Below are 23,338 nucleotides of genomic sequence, written 5' to 3' on the forward strand. Positions count from 1 at the left end.
CCACCCTGGTCAAAGCGGTAATGGTCGTGGATAAATTTTGGCCCGTCGAGCGACAGGCCAACCAGCCAGTCATATTTTTTCAGGAATTTGGCCCAATCGCGGTTCAGCAGGAGACCGTTGGTCTGCAGGCCATTGCCCACCATTTGTCCGTGCCCGTACTTCATCTCCAGCTCGATGGCGCGTTGATAAAAATCCAGCCCCATCAAAGTGGGTTCCCCACCCTGCCAGGCCAGCGAAACACTCTCGCCCGATTGCTGCATCACCTGCCGGATGGTCTCTTCCTGCACCTGCGGACTCATCCGGTGCGCTTTGGCCGGATCGAACAAAGCCGACTTTTCCAGGTAAAAACAATACGAGCAGTTCAGGTTACAATCCGGCCCTGAAGGCTTGATCAGAACAGATAAAAGATTCTTCTGTCTCTTTTGCATATCAATCCCGTCTTTAGTTAGAATTTCCTATTAGTTCCTGTATATTTTATTTCATTTGTTTTTTTTATGGTATTGATGAGAACAAGTTAATTGTTCCTCAACCATCTTTTATATTGGGCCGTTAATTCTTTAACCTTTTCAGGATATTGACTTGCAACATTATTTTTTTCCCCCGGATCATTCTCCAAATTGACCAAGAAGAGGGAGTCCTTTGGTGAAAACTTCTCACCAGCAATCATTGGGTTTCCAAGCAATTTCCAGTTTCTGTTTCTTGCAGCCCAGTGTTTCCCGTTTTTCCAGGAAAATTCAGAATGAAGTGATTCAATATTTTTATCGTTAATGATTGGCATCAAACTTTTTCCATCCAGATCACTCGTATCGATATCAATTCCACACATTTCAGCTAATGTTGGCAGCCAATCGGCATTGACAGCCAGTTGATCCCGTACCTCGCCTGGATTTAATTTTGCCAGCCAAGTGATAGCTGCCGGCACCCGGATACCACCTTCAAACAAACTAAATTTCGACCCCCTGAATATCCCCGAACTTCCACCGCCATTGTGAGCCCGTTCCTCAGTTGAATAACCGTTGTCGGACTGAAAAACGATGATGGTATTTTCGCGTAATCCCAGTTCCTCCAGCTTCTGCATTAATTGTCCGATTCTTTCATCCATCGTAGAAATGAAGGCAGCGTATAAGTTACGCGGATATTTTACACCTTTATCACGATAATAGTCCAACCATTTTTTATCCCCTTGGTAAGGATAGTGGGGAGTGTTCATGGCATAGTACATGAAAAAGGGATCAGATTGATTTCCCTCCAAAAAAGCTGAGGCCTCTTTTACCATTAGGTCAGGAAAAAATTCACCCAGATAAAATACTTCTTCCCCATTTCGGTAAAGATCGTGTCGGTTGGATCCTTCCCAATAAAAAAAGTGGGAGAAATTATCGATACATCCGACAAGATGCCCAAATGAATAGTCGAATCCCTGTGCATTTGGCTGTTTATCATCTGCCTGTCCCAAATGCCATTTACCGATATGAGCAGTCGTATAACCTGCCGCTTTAAACATTTCGGCTATGGTATATTGCTCGGTTGGCATGCCGGCTTCGTCGCTTAAAGAACTCACATTTCCAGGGACACCTGCACGCTGCGGCGTTTTGCCCGTCAATAATCCGGCTCTAGAGGGCGAACAAACCGGCGCCCCGTAAAACTGAGTGAATTTTATGCCACTGTTAACCAGTTTATCCATATTTGGAGTAACCAAGTCTGTTGCGCCATAACAATTAAGGTCGATGGCCCCCTGATCATCCGTGCAGATAATAATCACATTTGGCCGGTCTGTTGCTTGAACTAAACCGCATGGTAGCAATAAAGCGCCCAAAATTGTCTTATTTAACGTATTCATATCACTATTTAAATTACTTCAGGAGCCGACATCGAAATAACAGATGGAGTGCAGTATTAATTACACGTGGAGCCCAGAAATCCTTAATCGCCCAATCCGGCAGCACAGGAATCGCATTGCCAAGCATTTTCCACGAAGCCAGATCAAAAGATCGTGCCACTGGGATGTTTAAGAAATTACCATTGGTTCTCCCGTTTGTCCCGTACACATAATAATATCCATCTGCACCTTTGATGCCAGTTGGGTCCGGGAAATTACGATTTACCACTGGATTGGTATAATCAGATGGCTGTGCCCACAATTCTTTCATTTTGTTACACGAAAAAAATGCTACCAAAATAATTGCTTGAGTAATTATCTTCTCATTCTTATAGACCAAAAGGATTTCCCCCCTGACGATTTCCGACAACTGAATCGTCCGGAATATATTTCTTCAAACGTTCTACTACATCCCCGTACTTGTCCGGATCTGACTTCATCAAATTATTATATTCATTTTTATCCGATTCGTGATCGTACAATTCGGAGGTGCCGTCATGATATTGAATATACCTGTAGCGCTCATCCCGAATGGCATAATTGTCTTTTAAATAAGTTGTAACAGACGGATATTCCCATTTTGCATCCGGATCTTTTAGTAACGGTACGATGCTGCGCCCGTCAAGTTTCTGCGAAGGAGACGGGAGATTACACAATTCGTCGAGTGTTGGGTACAAATCGAGCAGATTAACAGGTCGCTGGCATTCCACGTTTGTTTTTGTCATGCCCGGAACCCTCCACATACAGAGAATGTGTGTGGTCTTTTCCCACAGTGCATATTTCGCAAAGTGTAGTTTTTCACCCATATGAAAACCATTGTCTGCAACAACCACAACGATGGTATTATCCCTGTAGTTGCTTTTCTCCAGTGCATCAAGCACCCGTCCGAAATTGTAATCGAGGAATGAGATACAGGCCAGATAAGAACGCACAATCGAAGCATATTGCCCCGTTCGCTTAAGAATATTGTAATAATCGACAGGACCGGAAGCCCACTTTTTTGCAAGCTCCGGCAGATCATCCAAATCGTTCTCGTTCACCGGTGGCATTTGCTGCGTTTCAAGCGGGTACATGTCAAAGAAACGCTTGGGTGCGGTCCATGGATTGTGTGGCTTATAGAATCCGCAAGCAAGGAAGAACGGCTTGTCGTGGTCTTTCTGCAATTGTTCAATGGTCATCTCTGCAGTAATATTATCCGGATGATCCGACTCCGGGCCTTCCCATGGTTGATAGTCAAACATCTTCGCCATTTTTATGGTATCGGGGAAATGACTTGTTTCAGGTTGCGGCCCATAATTCCCCTTCCCTCCATCGATGTCCCACATAGCTTCATACCTGGCTTTTCCTGGTATTGTATGAAAAATCTTGCCTCTTGTAAACGTAGTATAACCGTTTTTCTTAAAATGCTCAGGAAGAAATTCACTCTCCATAATGGCGGGAGAGTTTTCGATGGTATAATTGTTATCATAGACCCCTGTTTTATACGGAGCCATTCCGCTTAAAAAGGCTGCACGCGAAGGATTACATACCGGAGCTGCACAATAGGCATGTTTAAATATTACTCCTGTCTCAGCAAATTTTGTGAGGTTTGGCGTTTTTAGTCCCGGATAATCATACAACACTTGCGGATAATCATTTAAATCATCAATGACTATCAACAAAACATTGGTCGGCTTTTTCTGGGCCTCCACTAATTGCGGATTTAATAACTGCAATGCAGCAACAGAACCTATCGTTAGAACTTGATTGTATTTCTTCATTGGATTGATTTGAATGGAAGACAGGGTTTAATTCTATTCTTTCTTTTTATTATCGCGGAATCTCAACCGGCATCGCTTTTCTCCAGTTGATTACCTTTTCTGACAGCTTTTTCACGATTTCTTCATTCTGTTCCTCAAGATTCAACGTTTCTCCGGGATCATTTTTCAGATTGAACAATTGGATGTTTGTTGAGTCTGCATTGATCAGCAATTTCCACTCCCCGTCACGGATGGCCAGATTGGGAGAGATAAAGTCTTTGTTCCCGGGTTTAATGGAACCACCCGGGTTGCTGGAATACTCCCACATGACCGGAGGAACTTTCTCTATTGGATTTCCAAAGAAAGCTGTGCTTTTATCCGTACCATCCAGTTTCTCGGGAGTGGGTATTTCCAGTAAGGAACATATCGTTGGGAAAATATCTATCGCAGAAACGATCGTTTGATCATCCACTTTCCCCTCAGGGAAGTGGCCTTTCCAATAAACGAAAAATGGTTCGCGGATTCCACCTTCGTAGAGGCTCCATTTTCGCCCGTAAAAAGAACCCGTAAAGCCCGGAGGGTAAAGTTCTCCTCGGTAATCGTCGGGATAACTTGCCGGTTTGTAATAATGAGGCCAGTCGGTCGGACCGTTGTCACTTGCGAAAAGAATGATGGTGTTGTCCAGCTTCCCCATTTCATCCAGCCCGTCAATAAAGCGGCCGATTTGTTTATCGAGTTCTTCCAGAACAGCAAAGAATTTTTGTTCCCAAGGGTTGTCCGTGACATTTTTCCATTTTTCCAGGTTAACAGAGTCAGGTAAATGAGGGTCGTGAACATCGTTGGGGCAAAGGTTGATATAAAACGGAGTGTCGCCACATTTGTTGATGAATGTGAGTGCACTGTCAACATAAATAGAAGTCGATTTGTGCTTCGGGGTCCATATTATTTCCCCTTTCCCCAGTTTAGCGCTTTCTTGGCTTAGACCATCACCGGGAAACAAAACACGATCACCGATACCTTCAAAAGAGACCAAGGATTTATCAAATCCGTATTCGGTAGGATAAGGTACATTTCCAAGATCTCGTCCTCCGCCCATATGCCATTTGCCGAAATGACCGGTTCGGTATTGCTTCCGTTGCAAGGTACGGGCTAAGGTTTGTACTTGTGGGTCGAGGTAGTCTGCCATTGCCCGGTTGTGGTTTTGTTTGGAGCCGGCAATATACGAATGGATTTTATGACGCATCGGATAAGTACCTGTATTCAGAGCAACACGCGAAGGAGAACAGATAGGTGAATTCACATAAAAATTGGTAAACCGGACACCTTTCTGTGCCAGCGCATCCATGTTGGGAGTTTTTACGACCGTATTACCATAACAACTCAAATCGCCATAACCCATATCATCGATAAAAATAATAGCAACATTGGGCTTTAACGGCTGCTCTTTGGGAGTGCACCCCAACAATGCTGTACTTAATGTCAATGGGGCTGAAATAAATATCGATTTTCTCATCTGTCTATTTTTGCATAATTTATTTAACGGGTTGCCAATCCGGAATAACCGGACCTGACAGTTTTTCTTTCTCGGAATACCTGGGGATCTGATCTTCGAACTTCAAACGGTAGAAATGGTCAATTTTCGCTTGAAGTTGCTGAACAAGTTCTGGATATTTTTCAGACAAATCGTTTGCTTCAAATGGATCGACCGATAAATCGTACAATTCAGCTTCTTCAAAAGCAGTCTGGTTATCCGATGCGTTTCTTCTCCAGATCAGTTTCCACTTTTTATCAATTACCGATAGCTGCTCAATTTTTTCGTTGTTTTGATCGAGGTAAGTAAACCATTCCCGGTTATCTGATTCCCGACCTTGCACCGCGCTTAAAAAACTTTTCCCGTCGAGCGTTTGCTCCGTCCTGTAACCAACCACTTCTAACAACGTTGGCAAAACATCGATGTACCCCATCAGTGAATTAATTATTCTACCGCCGGAAATTCCTCCATCGGGCCAACAGGCCGCTGCCGCAACATTAATTCCACCCTGATAAGGAGTTAACTTAAACCCCTTCAACGGTCCGTTGTCGCCTGCTTTTTCCACCCCTCCGTTATCACTAAAGAAGAGGATGAATGTGTTTTCCAGTTGCCCCCGATCTTTTATACAATCCAGTATTTTCCCGATGTTCTGATCCATACAATCCACCATTGCCGCATAGGTTCTCCTAACACCATTCCTGTCGGGATATTTTTGTAAATCCTCATCTTTGGCCTGAAAAGGTGAGTGTGGGGCAGTAAACGGAACATATAAAAAGAATGGCTCCGAAGTGGGTACCGATTTTATGAAATCAACCGAAGCCTGCCCGATTAAATCAGTGGTGTACCCCTGCTTCTTGGAAACAGAAAAGTTTTGATGCCAGTCTTTTTCGCCTTCTCTTTTCTGGTCAAAGTAATCTACTGCTCCGTTATAACACCCTTCATGATGAGTGAATCCCTGATTTAATGGCAACCATTTTTGCTGACGGTGACCCAGATGCCATTTCCCGATTACTCCCCGGTTTTTATATCCGGCTTTATCCATCATTTCCGCCATAGTTACTTCATCTTCAGGAATTCCAAATTCCCGCTGCGGAGGAATGACCGAACGCATTAAACCAAAGCGAAGAGGATATCTGCCCGTGAGCAATCCTGCCCTTGTTGGCGAACACATCGGACAAGCATAAAACTGTTCAAGCCGAACACCTTCCTTGGCCAGGCGATCTAGATTTGGAGTCTTAATATCACTCCCGTGAAATCCAACATCACCGTATCCAAGATCGTCGGCAACAATAATGATCACATTTGGCTTGGAAGGCACTTCCCCAACCTCTTTTTTATTCGAAAAAGATAACAACGGCAGGCAGTTAACCACTGAAAGGCAACCTATGAATATTCCCGTTTTGCTGCTTATCATACTTCCTTATTTTATTATTACAAAAACCACGACCAGTGATATTCACCGAAATCGCTTTGACATCAATCCTGTTTGTATTGTCTGTATTTAATATTCAGCGAATCGGCCCATTTTTCCCAAGCGGCATTCATTTCAGCTACCTTTTCGGGCATTTCAGCCGACAAGTCATTCATTTCGGTATGATCTTCGGTGATGTGAAACAATTCCCAGCTTTCACCAGGTAAAGCGGACATTTTCCAATCGCCGATACGGATGGCCCGCCCCCGCTGGTGTTCCCAGCATAGGGTATCATGAATGCTTTCTGTCTCACCCAGAAAAAGCGGCATCAGGCTTTTCCCTGCCGGAGGAATGGTTTTTTCACCGTTTATCATTTCGGGGTAAGTGGCTCCGCTCAGTTCGAGGCAAGTGGGCATGACATCCATTACGTGAGCAAGTCCCCGATTGATTGTATTTTCTTTTCCTTTCAAGCCTGCTGGCCAGTGCACAATAAACGAGGTGGCCGTTCCTCCTTCGTATGATTCCATCTTCCAATAGCGGAACGGGGTGTTGGAAGCGCTGGCCCAGGCCCTTCCGATGTAGTTCCATGTGGTTTCTGGCCCGGGATGTGGAGAATTGAACTCGATGATTGTTGAATCCCTTGTAAACCCGGGACGGTCGAAACCCGGCGGGTAACCTCGTTCATACGATGCCCCGTTATCCGAAAGCACCATGATGATCGTATTCTCATATTGCCCGGTTTCCTTGAGTTTCTGAATGATCCGCCCAACTCCATGGTCCACCCGGTCGATCATTGCGGCATGAACAGCCATGCAGGCCGATTCATATTCTTTTTCCTGGCACTCGTCCCAGCTTCTGCCCGAGGAATTCTCCGGCAACTTATAGTTAACACTGTCAATCAGTCCCATTTCCACCATCCGTTTATAACGGTTTTTACGCAAAACTTCCCAGCCATCCTTGTAGGTATCCTTATATTTGGCAATATCTTCCGGAAGGGCATGCAGCGGCCAGTGCGGCGCCGTGTGGGCCACATACATAAAAAACGGCTTGTCGTCCTGGTTGAACTGGTCAATCAGGTCGATGGATTTTTGGGTAATGAAATCGGTCATGTAGAAATCATCCGGCACTTCTTTGATGGCTTCCTCGTTGTGTACCAAGCTGAAAGGATCAAAAAAGTTGACCACGCCCCAGATCACCCCCCAGTGTTCTTCAAACCCCCGGTTACTGGGGTAATTTTCCAGCGGGGAGAACGGCCCGTGATCGGCCCGGTGTGCCAGCCAACGCAAATGCTCATCTTTGTCGTCAAGCGCCTTTGTTGTCGATAAATGCCACTTACCGGTCATCCCGGTATGATAACCATTTTCTTTCAGCACTTCAGCAATAGTAGCCGTGTTCATACTCATGTTCACGCCCATGCCCGTGATACCGGCCGCCTGCGGGTGGTGCCCCGTCAACAGCGAAGCTCGCGTGGGGCAGCACCGCGCGCTGTTGTGCATTTGGGTAAACCGGATACCTTTGGCTGCCAACTGATCGATGTTTGGTGTTTGGATCTCGCCCCCGTAACATCCCAAATCGGAATAGCCCATATCATCCAGCATGATGAGCATGATGTTGGGTTTGGGAGATTCAGAAGCCTTGTTTGGCTCGCAACCAGCCAGGAGGGTCCCTCCGAGCAGAAGCAATTGTGTTGATTTTAAACTTAACATAGTTGTATATTTATCCTTTTTGGAAATATAAGTTATTCTCCTGTTTCTACATCCAGCGCTTTCCCTGTATCTCCCTGTTGTTTCATCCAATTGAAAAGTTCTTTTTTCATCCTGTCGATAATTGGCTTCATTTTCTGATCAGATGCGAGATTCGTTAATTCCCATGGATCTTTTTCCGTATCATACAGTTCAATCTCTGGCCTGGTTACATACCGGTCAACCCATTTTTTTGCCACATCATTTGATTTTGCATCTCGTACCCAGGTATCCCAATAACCTTCTTTATTCGGGTTCATTAGGTGTTTTTCGAAATAGCTGGCCTCCGGAGTCAGATTGACGATCAGCTTGTAGCTATCGTTTCGTATGCTACGGATAGGATAAGGTGTACCCTCGGGAACATTATTGTGCACACCGTAGGCCCATTTTCTGTGTCCCGATTTTTTACCCTTCAAAACCGGAAGAAAACTTTCACCCTCCATTTCTTTCGGAATTTTACCTCCTGCATAGTCAATCAGGGTTGGTAAAACATCTTCGTATTGGACTACAGCTTCGGTTGTTTTGCCATTCAAATAGCCTTCCGGTGATTTGATGATGAAAGCGCTTTTTTGGCCATAATCCCAACTTGTCCATTTTCCACCAGGGAACTGCGGGCCCTGTTCGCCACTAAATATGACCAGCGTTTCTTTTTCTTTTCCCGTTTTTTCCAAGGTTTCCAGCACATCGCCAAACTGCTGATCCAATGCAGCCACTTCGGCCAGATATTTACAAAGAGCTTCTCGGGTTTCTGCGTTGTCCACAAAATGTGGGGGGAGCTTTAATTTCTCAGGCTCAAACTGAGCCGGATCGCCGACAGTCCATGGGGCATGCGGCAGTGTACTGCACACCACCAGGCAGAACGGTTGTTTGTCGTCCCGTTTCATAAAACCGGATATTCCGTTAAATGTATAGTCTGCTGTTCTTTTAACACAATTGGGTTCAAACCCTTCGATCATTTCAAAATTGTAAACTGACCGGGGACGAAAATGGGTTTTCCCGGTTAAACCAACCCGGTAACCCATCTCCTGAAAATAATGGACTATACTTTTGACCTCGGGTTTCGTGTCGCCGTGATTTTTATACACTCCGTTATGCACCGGATACAATCCTGTATAAATGGAAGCCCTGGTCGGAGCACACATCGTTGTTGATGAAAACATCCGGTTAAATCGGACTCCTTCTTTCGCAAACCGGTCGATATGTGGTGTCTTCACATTCTCGCCGCCATAACAACCCAACTCGTTTCGGGCCAGGTCGTCGGCAATAAAAAACAATACATTGGGCTTTTTACTCTGTTGTGCGCTTACACTTAAAGCATAGCAAGTTGTCAACGCGGCAGTAAATAGGATTTTATTCTTCATTTTGCGATTTGAATGTTTTTACATGACTGGTTTGGTATAAATGAGACCTTTATGTGAGAAAATTGATCGAAAAACACCCATATGCCTCAATTTTTGAATAAGTAGTTATGCTCGTTTGTCTTGAAACGGTAACGGCTGCGTGGCAGTGGCAGAGCGTCCTCCGTAGAAATATCCCATCTCAGCAGCGATTCAACCATTTCGTTTTTAATCTTTTGATATTTTTTATTGTAGAAAAGATTGTCAATCTCCGATTTGTCTTTGGCCATGTTATAAAGCTGTCCATTGCCATCCATATCATACACCAGTTTCCAATCGCCTTTCCGAAGCATCCGGATGGTGCCACTTTGCGTCCAAGTACTTAACTCATCGAAAAATCCCGGATTTTTGGATACTGCACCTTCCTCTGTATAATCAGTTCCGTCTTCCTTTGTATAATACATGCCACCATAACCATCTTCAACCATGACGCTGGCAAACTCTTCTTTCGGATATGGTTTCCCTTGCAACAATGGCCACAGGCTTCTTCCCTGCACGCCAACCGGTATCGGAGCGTCCATTATTTCACATATAGTCGGAAAAATATCCACCATGCTGACATGCGCATCATGGGCTTGGGCAGATGCCTGTATGCCAGGACCGCTCCACTGCATCGGGATGCGCGCCAGCACATCGTCCAGACCAACTCCTTTTTTCATTAATCCATACTCTCCTACATAATCGCCGTGGTCGGCAACAAATACAATGATGGTATTATTATATACATTTTGTCTTTTCAATTCACTTACCAACCTGGCCAAATTATCATCGATCATGCGCATCATCCCGTGGTAAATTGAACGCAATCGCTGCAAATTTTCTTCGTACCCGGCATGTCCCTGATTCATCATTTCGGCCAACAATTCATATTCGCTCCCCTTTGTGTGCCGATCTGCTGCGGTGGTCAGCATTTTGGGCAATGACTCCGGTGGAAACATGGAATAGTAGGGTTCACATGTTTGGTAAGGGTTGTGAGGTTCGGGCACAGAAAACCACATTAAAAAGGGTTGGCCGGAAAGTGAACCGACCCATTGCGACGCATCATCCACCATCCGGTACGGAAGCTGTTCTTCGACTCCCATTGGCGACGGTTCCAGATTACTGTACATTTTCAGGCTTCTCAGGTATTTATCGAAGCTGGTTGCATCTTCATCTTTATCTTTCGACTGTTTTTCTTCATGACTGTACGGGTCCCAGTAATCAACTCTTTCTTTCGTCAGGTATGTATGATTTTTGCCGATGAGCGCAGTTTTGTAACCCTGTTCTTGGGCTACTTCAAACAGGTCTTTCTCAAAGAAAGCATCCTTGACATTATGGTTCGAACGGACACGGGTGGCATTTGGAAAGCGGCCTGTAAGCATGGAAGTACGGGCCGGAACACAGGCCGGAGCAGAAGTATATGCGTGATTAAACCATGTCCCTCCTTTGGCCAGATTGTCGGTAAAAGGCATCGTATTTAGGGAATATCCTTCGCGCTGGAAAAGATCGGCACGCAACTGATCCGACATCACAATGATGATATTCGGATGTTGTTGCTTTTCCTGTGCGTAAACTGTTTGCACGAGTGTAACTGATGCTGCCACACCCAAAATAAGATTACAGCTATTCATATGCTCTGTTTTTTTATGAAGTTGACTTTTAGAACCATTCTATTTCAGAATCAATTATCCTCGTTTATTACCTGAGGCATTTGGGCATACCAGTCCAAAACTTTCTTTTTCATCTTAGAAACAATTTCAGGGTATTTTTCGACAATATTTGTTGACTCCGTTTCATCCAGAACAATGTTATAAAGCTCCGGATTTGAACCGTCAATATTGATGAGAAGCTTATAATCACCCTCGCGGATGGCCAGGTCCGGATTATCCTTATTTCTATCCATCTTAGTTATCCCGGCTGGACGTTGCCACATGATTGGCTGGTTTCGTTTTACCGTTTCAAATCCCAACATGCACTGGCTCATGTCCAAGCCATCGAAATACTCATTCCCGAACATTTTTGCACCTGCAATTTGAATAATTGAAGGGGGCAAATCCATCCCCGCAATTACGGTGGTTGAATTGGTGTTCCCAATCTGATCTTGGGCAATGAGTGAAGGCCCCCAAATGATAAGCGGTTCGCGAATTCCACCTTCATACAAATTGCCTTTATGCCCGCTTAAGACTCCGGGATAACCTACATTTTTGGCCGGACCGTTGTCACTGGTCAATATAATGAGTGTATTTTCTCTCAAATCCGGATTACTTCGTACTAAACTGAATATTCGCTCCAACTGGCAATCCATTTCCTTCATCACACCGGAATAAAGATCCTGGCGGCCTCCGTCACCCCGGAGTTCCCGGGGTGGTTCGCTCGGAGTATGTACATCGTCGGGCCAAAGATTTATATAAAACGGTTTGCCACTCTCCTGAGCGTGTTTTATTGCTTCTATAGCCCGCGCCACATAGGTTTCAGTGCAGTCTTCCCGTTTTATCCAATGGATATCGCCCTTTCCCAAGGCAGCAGACATTTTTTCGAGATTTCGGGTGCTGTCTTTCAGATTTAAGGTTTCGTAAGTGGCCAGGTAGCGTTCCCCGATTCCCTCAAACTGGGTGACTGACTCGTCAAAACCATATTCAGCAATGTATGGTACATCGCCAACATCGCGTCCACCACCCATGTGCCATTTCCCAATGTGGGCTGTATAATATCCGGCATCTTTAAGGTTACGCGCAAGTGAAGGAGCTTCCATACTCAAAAAATCTTTCATTCCTCTTTTCACATTCGACTGATGGTCGTTAATGAACGACGAAATGCCCCAACGGCAAGGGTATTGCCCGGTGGTTACCGCTACACGCGATGGAGAGCATATAGGTGCATTGACATAAAACTGCGTAAAACGAATGCCTTCGCTGGCAAGCCGGTCGATATTTGGAGTTTCGTGAATGATATTCCCGTAGCAAGCTAAATCTCCGTACCCCATGTCATCAATAAAAACAAAGAGGATATTCGGTCTTTGTTTCCCGAAGGAGATTTTAGAGAGTGTTAAAAAAAACAGAGCGTAAAGGAATACTATTCTTTTCATGGATTTTGATTTAGTCGGTTTATACTTCATTTCTCCTCTCAATTTTCCGGGTCAATTGGTGATAGCGTAACCGCATCCAACCATATTTTGTCATCAACCGGGTTATTACCAACCCCGAAACTTAACTTATAGCGGGTAGGTTTGACAATCATTTTTGTATTCAACGAAAAGACTTTCACTTCAGTTGAAAGTTGAAAAACATTCGTAGCAAGCACATCACTATTTTTGCCGGCCTCTTCAAAGGTGACATTCAGTTTCGTGTTACGATTGGCCACTGCACGAAACGATACCTTATATTGTTTTGCTTCACCCGTGGGAAAAACCCACATCAAGGCTGCATCATCAGGCTTTTCAGAAATTTTTACGATCCTAATTTCTGCTGAATTGGCACCCGAGAGCTTTGAGCTCCGGTCAATTTGAAATTCGGCAATATCGTAAGGATTACGGATATCCCAATCCCCAAAATTCAGATCAAACTCACCATTGATTTGACGTTTATAAGTATTCGAGCGTTCTCCGTATTCACGAGTATCCATCGGAAAAACTTCTGCAAAGTCCGCCCATTTCTTCCAAGCCCGATACATAGAATCTAACTTTTCAGGATATTGATTTGCCAGGTTATTTAACTCGGTCGGATCCTTCTGAATGTTGTACAACTCCAACGTGCCGGAATCAAATGGTTCGGCCTCGGGTGTTTTCGCAACGAGTTTCCAGTCTCCGTCGCGCATCCCGATGTTGGCTTCATGTTCCCAGAAGATCGGGCCTTTTCCATTCATTATCCCTGAAAAATGCGGGACCAGGCTTGTACCCTGCATCGGAACAATGGTTTCTCCATTTAATGAGTCGGGATACTGAGCACCTGATAGTTCTACACAAGTCGCCATGATGTCGGTCAAATGTCCGTAGTCGCGTATAAAACAGTTGTTCAAATCTTTATCTATTCCTTTGGGCCAGTGCACAATAAGAGGGGTACGTACGCCTCCTTCGTGCACCCAGTGTTTGTATTCGCGAAAAGGCGTATTACTCGCGTTGGCCCAGTGAATCCGATAGCTTTCATAAGTATCGGCCAGATTACCTGTTAAATTTTTGCTTTTTCCGCTTGAAATAAATTCGGCACACCCGCCATTGTCGGCCAAAAAGAAGATAATTGTATTATCCAGTTGACCCAATTCCTTCAGTTTGTTAACAATCCGTCCAATGCCCTGATCCATGGCATCCACCTGTGCAGCATAAATCGCCATCCTTCGGGCAAAATCCTTTTTTTGCTCTTCTGAAAGTGCATCCCATGACGGAACTCTTTCATCACGAGGTGAAAGTTCCGGAACATCTTCCCAAAGTCCTATTTCCTGCTGTTTCTCCAATCGCCTTTTTCGAATGGAATCCCAACCAACGTCATAAACATCCCGGTATTTTTCAATATCCTCCTCTAAAGCGTGCAACGGCCAATGTGGCGAAGTATAGGCAACATACATAAACATTGGTGAATTGGGATGATGATTGAAATGATCCTGAATAAACATCGCCGAACTATCGCTTATAGCATTTGTCAGGTAAAAATTCTCCGGCGACATATATCTTGTATTATTCGAAAACACAGGGAGCTTAAAGTAATTTCCGGCTCCTCCTACGAGCCCGAAGTAGCGATCAAACCCACGCTGAACCGGCCAGTTGTCCATGACCATCCCTTTATCTTTTCGCGTATTCGACAAGTGCCATTTTCCGGTCATATATGTTTCATAGCCTGCAGTTTCCACTACTTCGGCAATGGTTGCTACATTTTTGCTTAAATCGCCTTGATAGGCAGGTGTCCCCAAATCTGCGTTAGTCATCCATCCCATACCTGCCTGATGCGGGTAAACGCCCGTCAACAGAGAGGCCCGGGTGGGGCAGCATCGGGCGGCATTGTAAAACTGGGAATAACGAACGCCGGTTTTTGCCAAGGCATCCAGATTGGGGGTTTGTATTTCACCACCGTAACATCCCAGGTCAGAAAACCCCATATCGTCGGCCATGATCAGGATAATATTGGGATGCAAAGAATTTTTTTTGTCTGTTTTAGCTGAAGGAGAGCATCCAAACACCATCGATGACACAGCCAGCACAGCTGAGCCGACTTGATGTAATTTCTTCATAATGACCCGATTTTTATTGATATTTGACTTACATCGTTACATTACAGATGCCCCACACCGGGAACATTCATTTGAAGTTGAATTCTATTTTCTATTGAAATCAGTCGGCCCGGTTATTCATTTCACAATGTGGCGTAAGTATGTAGATTAAATGAAATTAGCCAGGCCCCACTTTTAAGGAGTAAGGCCATGACTAATCCCTAACCTATCTATTTCCGAACCTACTAATAAACATAAACGCCAAAATCAAAAGGAGCCGCATTCTCAAAATCCAGCGCTTCCACAGCAATCAGATTCTTACCTTTCTTAAGATATTCAGAAAATTCACTTACATTAAAATCTTCGTAATGTCTTTTCCCAATGATCCGCTTATCCAGTACCAGCTTTCCGTTCAGGTAAACTTTCACCTTACCGAAAGCCAGTATTTTCAATGAGATACCGTTTGGAAGGTTGGTCAAATCGAATGATTGGGCAGACCAAACCGATTCACCTTTTCCAACATTCAACGGACCTGACACCGAACTGAAGCTGCCAATCGCTGCCTTGGAAAACCAATCTTTCCCCGGATCTGTTTTCGTATAATGAATGGTTTGCCCTGTCACATGCGAATCCTTCACCACATTTTTTACCAGTGTGGTTTCTGTTGAATAGAGCGGAGCATGTAAGATCCGTAACAATTCCGGGTCAATTTTTATCACCTTGCGATCATAGGTCATGAGCCCGTTCACTTCTCCCTCCACATCGGTGGTTTGGGTATAAACAGCAGCCGCTAATCCTTTGTATCGCAAAGGATAAAGGTTATGCATCAATTTTGTGTATTCTTTAATCAATTCCGGCGTGGAACTGTAGGTCCGATAGCCCCAGTTTCTCATGTTGGGATTCCACAAATGATTTTCAACCGGCAATCCGAGTCCTCCGAATTCTCCAAGAACGATAGCCCTTCCCGGATTTAGTTCGGCAGGCTCCATCCCGGGACCGGGATATTGATGGGCATCATTCAGGTGTCCTACTTTTCGGTCTGTCCAGCCGCTCACCCCGTCAATGATCCGTGTAGGGTCGTAATTCATACTCCATTCTACAACCCGTTTGCTTTCATATTGTCCCCAACCTTCGTTGAAAATAACCCAGGTAATGATGCTTGGGAAAAATTTGAGCTGGTCGATTGTTTCCTTCATTTCGAACTCAAACTGGTCTGCAGATTCTTTTGGACGAGCCCAGTCATTCGGCGCGTCCCAGCTTACGTGTTGCACCGACCGTTTTGCCGTCTCAAAACCGGAAACCATGTCCTGCCAAAGCAATAACCCCAATGAATCTGCATAATAATAATAAAGCGAGGGTTCAACTTTGATATGTTTGCGTAACATATTGAACCCCATCTCTCTCAACACTTCCATATCGTAGAGCATCGCTTCTGCGGATGGAGGTGTCAGCAAACCATCAGGCCACCAGCCTTGATCCAATGTACCGTATTGAAAGATGGTCTCATTGTTCAGCTGAATCCGCTCAAATCCCTGTTCGTCCTTTACCTTTGCGATTTTTCGCATAGCAAAATAAGACCCGACTTTATCCAAAAGCTTTCCGCTTCCGTAAAGCGATAAGTCAAGCTGGTACAATGCCGGCGATTCCGGACTCCATAATTCCGGAGAAGGGATATCCAAAACAATTTCATTGTTGGCGCCGAATTCTTTGGTGAGTATTGTTTTACCGTCTTTTGAAACCTTCACCTCCAATTTTTCATTCCCTTTCAATCCAAAAAAGGCTGTATGCAAGGCGACTTTTCTCAGGTCGATATCAGCAACCGGTTGAACCGATTTAATAGCTGTTTTACCTACCGGTTCAATCCAAACTGTTTTCCAGATTCCGGTAACAGCAGTGTACCAAATACCTTTCGGATCGAGAACCTGCTTCCCGCGGGCCTGCGAATCCGTATCGGTTGGGTCCCAAACTGAGACCACCAGTTCCTGTTCCCCTTTTTTCAGATATTTTGTGATGTCGAACGAGAACGCTGTTGAACCACCTTTATGGGTACCAACCAGTTTCCCGTTCACCCACACTGTGGTTTCCCAATCAACGGACTCAAAATGCAACACGACATTTTTACCATTCCACCCGGCAGGCACAGTAAACTTTTTCTGGTACCAAAGCTTTTCATCAGGCAACACGCTTCTTCCCACACCTGACAAGGAAGATTCCACAGCAAACGGCACCAAAATATTCCCCCCAAAGTTTTTAGGTTGTTTGTCATCTTTGGGAAGAATTGCATACTCCCATAAGCCATTCAGGTTTTGCCAGTCAGTTCGTTTTAATTGCGGCCGGGGATACTCCCGCCAAACATTCTCCGGGGTAACCTTTTCTCCCCATTCAGTCATTAATTTTCCCTTGACAGGGGAATAATTCTGAGATTTCGCACCCCATGCTGCAAAAAATGCAAATAAAATAAGCAATCGTTTCATGTTTAATCTTTATTTCTATGTTATTCTTCAATTACAAATCCGCTTCACAAAATAACTACTCCCTAAAATTGGAAGTTGGGAAAGCGACCAAGGCATTGCCATCCCATCAAAGCTTCAATGCCAGATGGGATGGTCATTCTATTTTTATTGTTAATCTATTATTTGTATCCTGTTAGAAACCTCTCCATTCGTTCACCCCCTGCCCATCGGCCTGGATATCGCGAATGCGATTTCTGAACACCATTGTATCGGTTGCGAAACAATCATAAGTTCCGTCATTGTATTGGTAGCTCAGGTAAAAAGTTTTTGAAGCTTCATCATATACAGAACTGCCGTCAGGGGAAATTTCAATGGCTGATCCCTGTCCGGTAGTTACGATTACGCTTCCACCACCCAGGGTGGGAACTTCCACATTAAACGAAAACTTTCCGGATGCAGGATCCTTACTTCCCGCAGTTCCGTCTGGGATTACTTTCATCATATTCGGCCCCACGGTTTCCAACTCGCGGACGCTTTCCGAAATGGTGGAAGTATTTTCATAAACAAGCGTATCTACCGCTACCCCGCTTGATTTCCGGATTGTTTGCCCCGAATAATTATAATTGCCATGTTGTTTGGCCCAATAGCTAACTGATATTACCATATAATCTTTTGCTGTATTAATGGAATCGACATCCGTTGAACTGATTAAGCGAAAAGGAATGACATACTCACCAGTCAGTGATTTCGGATCAGCTAAGAAAGCAGTAGAGTCAATTTCAATCTCCACATATCCCTGTTCTTCACCTTTGGGAACCACAAATTGGGAAGTACCCGACAGCGTGTAATAATTTGCAGGCATCATGGTTTTTGAGGGATCCAGAATAACTGAAGGATCGATGTCATACTGAACAACCCGGTCTTGATCATTGTTAATCAATCCGGAAAACATGATTCCGGCTTTCAGGTCCAGGCCTTCGCCAACCACAATGTTTCGGTTATACTCCTGATTATAAAAATATACTGATGTCGTCCCGTAGGAAATCACTTCTTCCTCAAATCCGCATGAACCCAGGATCGATGACAGGATCAGTAATATGAATATATTTTTTCTCATTTCTGTATCATTTAATAGTTGTAATTATTCCCATCCTTTATTCTGAACCAGTAAAGGAGCATTAAAAAGTTCGTCGTAAGGAAGCGGCATGTAAATGGAGTTAAACAATCGTTTTTCTAACTGTACATCCATGTCGTAGCTATTGTTTCCATTAGCATCTTTAGTAATCTTAACCCCGTTTACCACGGTATTAATCCCTGTCAGATCTTCCGTACTTTCCCATCTTCTGATATCCCAGAAATAGTGTCCTTCGAAACTCAGTTCCAGTCTTCTTTCATTATGAATAAGTTCTCTGAAAAGATTTTCGTCATTAACTGCAACCGTATTCATATAATCATTTCCTGAGCCATCGCGCTTATGGATCCGTGTAATGACCGATACGGCATTAAACCCGTAAGCCATCGGGTCGCCTGTAGGTCCCCATGCTTCAAATGCCGCTTCAGCAAAATTGAGGTACAATTCAGGTGATCCTAAATGAATAGCAGCCCGTGCAGTTCCGGTTAACTGTCCCGGGATAAGTCTTACACTTCCGTATTTCAGCAACTTTTTCAGGTAATAGCCTGATCGGGAAGTGTTGATCGAAGGATTAAACGCATCTACACCACCTTCAAACGTTTCAATGGTGTGGTAATTTGACGGCCCCATCGTTGTTTCATTGACTGCGACAAACAAATTGAGCCTCGGATCGCGGTTTGTATAAGGGTCACTGTTCGCATATAAAGCACTTTCACTGATCGGATATCCTGCCTTATCAGGAAATGCATCCACAAAGTTCTGTGATGGATTTACACGTCCGCTTCCGTACATCGATGGCGGATAATTGTTATTTTCCAACTCTCGGTTACCGCTTTGCACATTTCCGCGCAAAAAGATATCGCGAATATTATACGCTTTGTTATTCAGCTGGTTGAAGTAGTAATTATCGATTGTCGGAAGATCTTTCAATCCGCCGATAGCCGTAAGTGCATCGCCTGCCGCAATAGCTGCTTTTTCCCATTTTGTTATATCATTATCTGGATTAAATGCCGGGCTTGCACCGTATAGCAGAACTCTCGCTTTTAAAGCCATGGCTGCAATGCCATTGGCACGCCCATTCATGGTTGCCCCCAAAACAGCATTGGTCCCCTTGTATTCGACAGGAAGATATTTAATCGCGCTATCGCAATCACTACTGATTTGATCCACACATTCCTGGTACGTATTTCTCGGAAGGTTCAGGTTGTCTTCAATATATAATACATCGGTTACAATCGGTACTCCCAGAAACTCACCCGAGGTGGCTTTTCCCCCGTACCGTCTGAGGAGATCGGCTTCATAATAGGCGCGCAGGAAATAGGCCTCGCCCAGCATCCGGTAGAAGGTATTGATATTATCAATACTGTCGGCTTCAGTTCCCAGTCGTACAAATCGAACCGGCGTCAGAAACGGTTTTGTTCCGGTAGTGTCCAATACCATTTTATCCAGAAATTGATTAATCCTTCGGATCTGACGGTAAGCGTTTACCCAGTTCGATTCCGGGTTCATATTTGGCCGAAGAGCACCAGTTCCCATTTTAAAAAAGTCGGAACTGTAGTCATTGGTCACTGCATTGTCTGTTGCACAATCCAACATGTAATCGTAAACATCCGGCAGGCTGCCATATACCGTATTCAGCACACCGTTGAAGTACGCATCATTCCCAAAAACCTGTTCTTCGGTTAAGGACCCGTCCAACGAAGGATCCAGATATTCAGAACATCCAAATCCCATCGCCAGTATCAGGAATAATATATTGTATTTGAATATTTTTTTCATTTTTGATGATTTTATTTGGTTCATGATCTAGAATGAAACTGAAATTCCTGCTGAAAGTGTAGTACACAATGGGAAGTTCCCAATACCAGCATCCAGGTTTTCAGGATCCAGGTCTTTAATTTTCGACAAAGTCAACAGATTATACCCCCTTGCAAAAACCTTGATATCGTTCACGCTAAAACGTTGAGTAAGCGTGTGTGGCAAAGTATATCCCAGTTCAACATTCCGAAGTTTCAAAAAGGCGCTGTTGACAATCCAATAGGTTGAGCTTACGAAATTGTTTTCCGTTGCCAAGGCAGAAAGCTTCGGATGAGCATTACCATTGGGCAAACCGTTAACTACTACGTTTGAATACTTTCGGTTACCGTAAACCTGGTAATATTGGGTATTGAGCAACCGATTGTATTTACCGTATCCCATTGCTAAAACACTCAGGTTAAATCCTTTGAATTTAAGATCCAGATTTATTCCGAATTGAAGACGAGGACTTGAATTCCCAATTTCTACCCTGTCACGCTCATCCACGTAGCCATCACCGTTATTATCAGCATATTTAATATCACCTGGGCGAACCGGCCCAAACATTTGTAGTGGTGACTGGTCGATGTCGGCCTGATCATTGAAAACGCCAATTGTTTCAAGTCCCATAATCGCATCAACCGGGCGGCCTTGAGTGATTAAACCACCAAAAGCATCTGCCGGATAATCTGGTTCACCATCGGCAATGCGATTTGAAATCCCATAGGTCATATTTGCTCCCAGATTTAATTCCAGATCTCCAAAATACCGGTTGTACCAAAGTTCGCCTTCGAATCCTTTCAACCCGAATTTCTTGAAGTTCCGGAATGCGAGTGCCTCGTTCTTGCCGATAACACCAGGAGTAATATTTCCACCATCACCGATAAAACCATCGTTTATATTATCGAAATACCCCAGGCTTATGCGAGTTGATCTGTTAAATAATACCGCATCAATACCGGCGTTGAATTCATAGCTCTTTTGAAAACCAATATTGGGATTTCCGGTTTTGTCGAGCGATACCAGGTAATTCTCGCCATCCAAATTAATCGTACCATTTTGTCTCCAAACATCCTGAAATAAATGAGTAGAGAAACCACCCTCTGCCGTATAGGTTGTTGAACCAAGGATCCCGTAAGAGACCCGTAACTTCAACATGTCAATCGATTTGGCCCCGGAAAGAAAACTCTCCTCTGACAAAATCCAACCGGCACCAAAAGCAGGGAAGTAGCCATACCGGTTATCTTTTGAGAACGAAGTAACACCAACCCGGTTGATATTTGCTTCAAGGATGTATTTATCAGCGATCATATCGCTAACATGCAGGCCCAGGTTTTGCCGGCGCGGATCTTCATGAACATTCCGGATTTCGTTCCGTGACTGATAAAAGTTCAGTATTCCTTTGATATCATGGCTCCCGAAAGTTCTGTCGTAAGTTGAAGTTACATTTAATGCATAATTCCGTCGAACCTCTGCATTTGACCGGGACTGACTGGTGGCCTCCGTGGTTGTTCCCCACTGGTTGAACGTTACCTCTCCGGTAGCCGTATTATAAACAGGCTCATAAACCGAGAATGTGGCCCCTTTGGTTGCCGTTTCCACATTGTACACATCAAATGAAACGAAAGGCTTCACTTTCAATCCTTTTACCCATTTATTAAAATCAAAAGTCAAACCAAGGTCAGACTGAATGTATGTATATCTGCGTTCGGCATAGCCTTGTCCTGTCAACAATCCGTAAGGATTGTTTTGTTTTTCAGCAGTACCGCCTATAACATATTCCTGATCCGGCAAACCAACCATCTCCCCCGGAATTAATATCGGATATTCGTTCGGGCGATGTGCTGCCAGCGGGGCAAAGAAATTCTGGGTGGAAATGTTTGGCCATTCCTTCACTTGGGAAGCCCCGTTAAACCCGGCGCTAACCCGAATAAAGTCCATCACATCCATATCAATGGATGTTCTGACGGTAAAAATATCATCAGCATTCGGATAGTCAGTATGTTTTTCCAAACCGCCATTTCCCTGGTAACCAATGTGAGCAAAATAGCGCGATTTCTCATTCCCACCCTGTAATTGAGTATTGATACGAGTCATGTTATAAGTTTCATTCAGGAATTCCTTATAGTAATCGACATCAGGGTACAAAATTGGATCGGTATGATTTTTATAGGCATCGAGAGCGGTCTGATCGTACAAAGGGGCATAGCCATCGTTTGCAAGTGCCTGGTTATAGTAAGTTGCATAATTATACGAGTCGAGGAACTTGGGCAAACGTGTTGGAGTTTGGACGCCGTGTTCGACATTCACCCGAACACTGTTCTCGTAGGCTTTTCCCCTTTTTGTGGTAATCAGCAAAATACCGTTGGCCTGTAACCCGCCGTACAGTGATTTCATCGTGGCATCTTTCAACAGCTCCACGCTTTCAATAACCTCAGGTTCAATATATTCCAAGGTACGCTCAACACCGTCAACAATCGTTATGTAATCACCCCATCCCCCACGCACAAACATGGTATGGTTTGTCCATCCCGGAACCTGGGTATTCTGCAACTGGAACAATCCATTCAGCCTTCCACCCAAGGTACTTTGAATAGACAAGGCAGGCGTATTTTCCAGTTGTTCACCTTTCACAACAGAATACGCACCCACACTTCTACGTTCAGAAGTCGTGCCGAATGGCAGCATGATTTGGTTATTTTCACCGTTCAATGCCTTTTCCTGAACCAAAACAATCTTTCCATCTTTCAACGATTCATCTGTAGAAGTGATTGTCTTTGACTCATAACCGTCAGCCTTGATAACCAACATGTCATCAGTTGAAGTTTTAAATTCAAAAGAACCATCAGCTGTCGCATTGGCATACATCCTTGATTTGGAAGAATATACCCGGGCACCTTGAACAGGATTACCTGCTTCGTCAACAATTTTTGACTCCAAAGAGACTTTAATAGTCTTGGTTTTTTTATTCGTGTTCTGTGCAGACAAGTCCAGCCCCTGAACCAGTAACAGGAACAAACTACAGAATACGACAAGTATATTTTTATATAAATTCATATCTCTTCAATTTGTATGGTTTAGAATA

At 44.3% G+C, this 23,338-nt stretch carries 15 protein-coding genes; all 15 read right to left on the reverse strand.

Going from position 1 to position 23,338, the window contains the following annotated elements; all coding sequences use genetic code 11:
• Positions 1-428, reverse strand: a 428-nt coding sequence (locus tag N2K84_RS15985; protein ID WP_282592834.1) for a radical SAM protein, incomplete at its 3' end; no start/stop codon positions are given.
• An 86-nt stretch (positions 429-514) separates the two neighbouring features.
• Positions 515-1,837 (reverse strand): sulfatase family protein, encoded by a 1,323-nt coding sequence (locus N2K84_RS15990; protein WP_282592835.1) that lies wholly within the window; start codon positions 1,835-1,837, stop codon positions 515-517.
• A gap of 13 nt (positions 1,838-1,850) precedes the next feature.
• Entirely contained in the window at positions 1,851-2,147 is a 297-nt protein-coding gene (locus tag N2K84_RS20560; RefSeq protein WP_428221995.1) for a family 43 glycosylhydrolase, read from the reverse strand.
• Between the two features lie 58 nt (positions 2,148-2,205).
• The gene (locus tag N2K84_RS15995; RefSeq protein WP_282592836.1) at positions 2,206-3,636 is read right to left on the reverse strand and encodes a sulfatase; all 1,431 of its coding nucleotides are present in this window, start codon (positions 3,634-3,636) and stop codon (positions 2,206-2,208) included.
• Positions 3,637-3,685: 49 nt separating this feature from the next.
• Complete coding sequence (locus N2K84_RS16000; protein WP_282592837.1) at positions 3,686-5,128, reverse strand: sulfatase family protein; 1,443 nt, start codon at positions 5,126-5,128, stop codon at positions 3,686-3,688.
• A 19-nt stretch (positions 5,129-5,147) separates the two neighbouring features.
• The gene (locus N2K84_RS16005; RefSeq protein ID WP_282592838.1) at positions 5,148-6,560 is read right to left on the reverse strand and encodes a sulfatase family protein; all 1,413 of its coding nucleotides are present in this window, start codon (positions 6,558-6,560) and stop codon (positions 5,148-5,150) included.
• Positions 6,561-6,622: 62 nt separating this feature from the next.
• Positions 6,623-8,263, reverse strand: coding sequence for an arylsulfatase (locus N2K84_RS16010; protein ID WP_282592839.1), 1,641 nt, complete (start codon positions 8,261-8,263; stop codon positions 6,623-6,625).
• A 32-nt stretch (positions 8,264-8,295) separates the two neighbouring features.
• Positions 8,296-9,660 (reverse strand): sulfatase family protein, encoded by a 1,365-nt coding sequence (locus N2K84_RS16015; protein WP_282592840.1) that lies wholly within the window; start codon positions 9,658-9,660, stop codon positions 8,296-8,298.
• 86 nt (positions 9,661-9,746) lie between these two features.
• Complete coding sequence (locus tag N2K84_RS16020; RefSeq protein ID WP_282592841.1) at positions 9,747-11,306, reverse strand: sulfatase family protein; 1,560 nt, start codon at positions 11,304-11,306, stop codon at positions 9,747-9,749.
• Between the two features lie 50 nt (positions 11,307-11,356).
• Positions 11,357-12,760, reverse strand: coding sequence for a sulfatase-like hydrolase/transferase (locus tag N2K84_RS16025; protein WP_282592842.1), 1,404 nt, complete (start codon positions 12,758-12,760; stop codon positions 11,357-11,359).
• 38 nt (positions 12,761-12,798) lie between these two features.
• Positions 12,799-14,892, reverse strand: a complete 2,094-nt coding sequence (locus N2K84_RS16030; RefSeq protein WP_282592843.1) for an arylsulfatase — start codon at positions 14,890-14,892, stop codon at positions 12,799-12,801.
• 224 nt (positions 14,893-15,116) lie between these two features.
• Positions 15,117-17,345 (reverse strand): glycoside hydrolase family 2 protein, encoded by a 2,229-nt coding sequence (locus N2K84_RS16035; protein ID WP_282592844.1) that lies wholly within the window; start codon positions 17,343-17,345, stop codon positions 15,117-15,119.
• A 172-nt stretch (positions 17,346-17,517) separates the two neighbouring features.
• The gene (locus tag N2K84_RS16040; RefSeq protein ID WP_282592845.1) at positions 17,518-18,441 is read right to left on the reverse strand and encodes a BT_3987 domain-containing protein; all 924 of its coding nucleotides are present in this window, start codon (positions 18,439-18,441) and stop codon (positions 17,518-17,520) included.
• A 24-nt stretch (positions 18,442-18,465) separates the two neighbouring features.
• Positions 18,466-20,235 carry a RagB/SusD family nutrient uptake outer membrane protein gene (locus tag N2K84_RS16045; protein ID WP_282592846.1) on the reverse strand — a complete coding sequence of 590 codons (1,770 nt, stop codon included), beginning with the start codon at positions 20,233-20,235 and terminating at the stop codon, positions 18,466-18,468.
• A gap of 27 nt (positions 20,236-20,262) precedes the next feature.
• Positions 20,263-23,310 (reverse strand): SusC/RagA family TonB-linked outer membrane protein, encoded by a 3,048-nt coding sequence (locus N2K84_RS16050; protein WP_282592847.1) that lies wholly within the window; start codon positions 23,308-23,310, stop codon positions 20,263-20,265.
• Positions 23,311-23,338 lie beyond the last annotated feature (28 nt).

Origin of the sequence: Gaoshiqia sediminis (genome assembly GCF_025907915.1) — a bacterium.
Classification (GTDB): domain Bacteria; phylum Bacteroidota; class Bacteroidia; order Bacteroidales; family Prolixibacteraceae; genus Gaoshiqia; species Gaoshiqia sediminis.

What these genes read in the sequence shown, in the direction of transcription:
- N2K84_RS16045 (WP_282592846.1), bottom strand. Translation starts at nt 20,235, where the DNA reads ATGAAAAAAATATTCAAATACAATATATTATTCCTGATACTGGCGATG.
- N2K84_RS15990 (WP_282592835.1), bottom strand. Translation starts at nt 1,837, where the DNA reads ATGAATACGTTAAATAAGACAATTTTGGGCGCTTTATTGCTACCATGC.
- N2K84_RS16005 (WP_282592838.1), bottom strand. Translation starts at nt 6,560, where the DNA reads ATGATAAGCAGCAAAACGGGAATATTCATAGGTTGCCTTTCAGTGGTT.
- N2K84_RS15995 (WP_282592836.1), bottom strand. Translation starts at nt 3,636, where the DNA reads ATGAAGAAATACAATCAAGTTCTAACGATAGGTTCTGTTGCTGCATTG.
- N2K84_RS16020 (WP_282592841.1), bottom strand. Translation starts at nt 11,306, where the DNA reads ATGAATAGCTGTAATCTTATTTTGGGTGTGGCAGCATCAGTTACACTC.
- N2K84_RS16040 (WP_282592845.1), bottom strand. Translation starts at nt 18,441, where the DNA reads ATGAGAAAAAATATATTCATATTACTGATCCTGTCATCGATCCTGGGT.
- N2K84_RS16000 (WP_282592837.1), bottom strand. Translation starts at nt 5,128, where the DNA reads ATGAGAAAATCGATATTTATTTCAGCCCCATTGACATTAAGTACAGCA.
- N2K84_RS16025 (WP_282592842.1), bottom strand. Translation starts at nt 12,760, where the DNA reads ATGAAAAGAATAGTATTCCTTTACGCTCTGTTTTTTTTAACACTCTCT.
- N2K84_RS16030 (WP_282592843.1), bottom strand. Translation starts at nt 14,892, where the DNA reads ATGAAGAAATTACATCAAGTCGGCTCAGCTGTGCTGGCTGTGTCATCG.
- N2K84_RS16035 (WP_282592844.1), bottom strand. Translation starts at nt 17,345, where the DNA reads ATGAAACGATTGCTTATTTTATTTGCATTTTTTGCAGCATGGGGTGCG.
- N2K84_RS16010 (WP_282592839.1), bottom strand. Translation starts at nt 8,263, where the DNA reads ATGTTAAGTTTAAAATCAACACAATTGCTTCTGCTCGGAGGGACCCTC.
- N2K84_RS20560 (WP_428221995.1), bottom strand. Translation starts at nt 2,147, where the DNA reads ATGAAAGAATTGTGGGCACAGCCATCTGATTATACCAATCCAGTGGTA.
- N2K84_RS16015 (WP_282592840.1), bottom strand. Translation starts at nt 9,660, where the DNA reads ATGAAGAATAAAATCCTATTTACTGCCGCGTTGACAACTTGCTATGCT.
- N2K84_RS16050 (WP_282592847.1), bottom strand. Translation starts at nt 23,310, where the DNA reads ATGAATTTATATAAAAATATACTTGTCGTATTCTGTAGTTTGTTCCTG.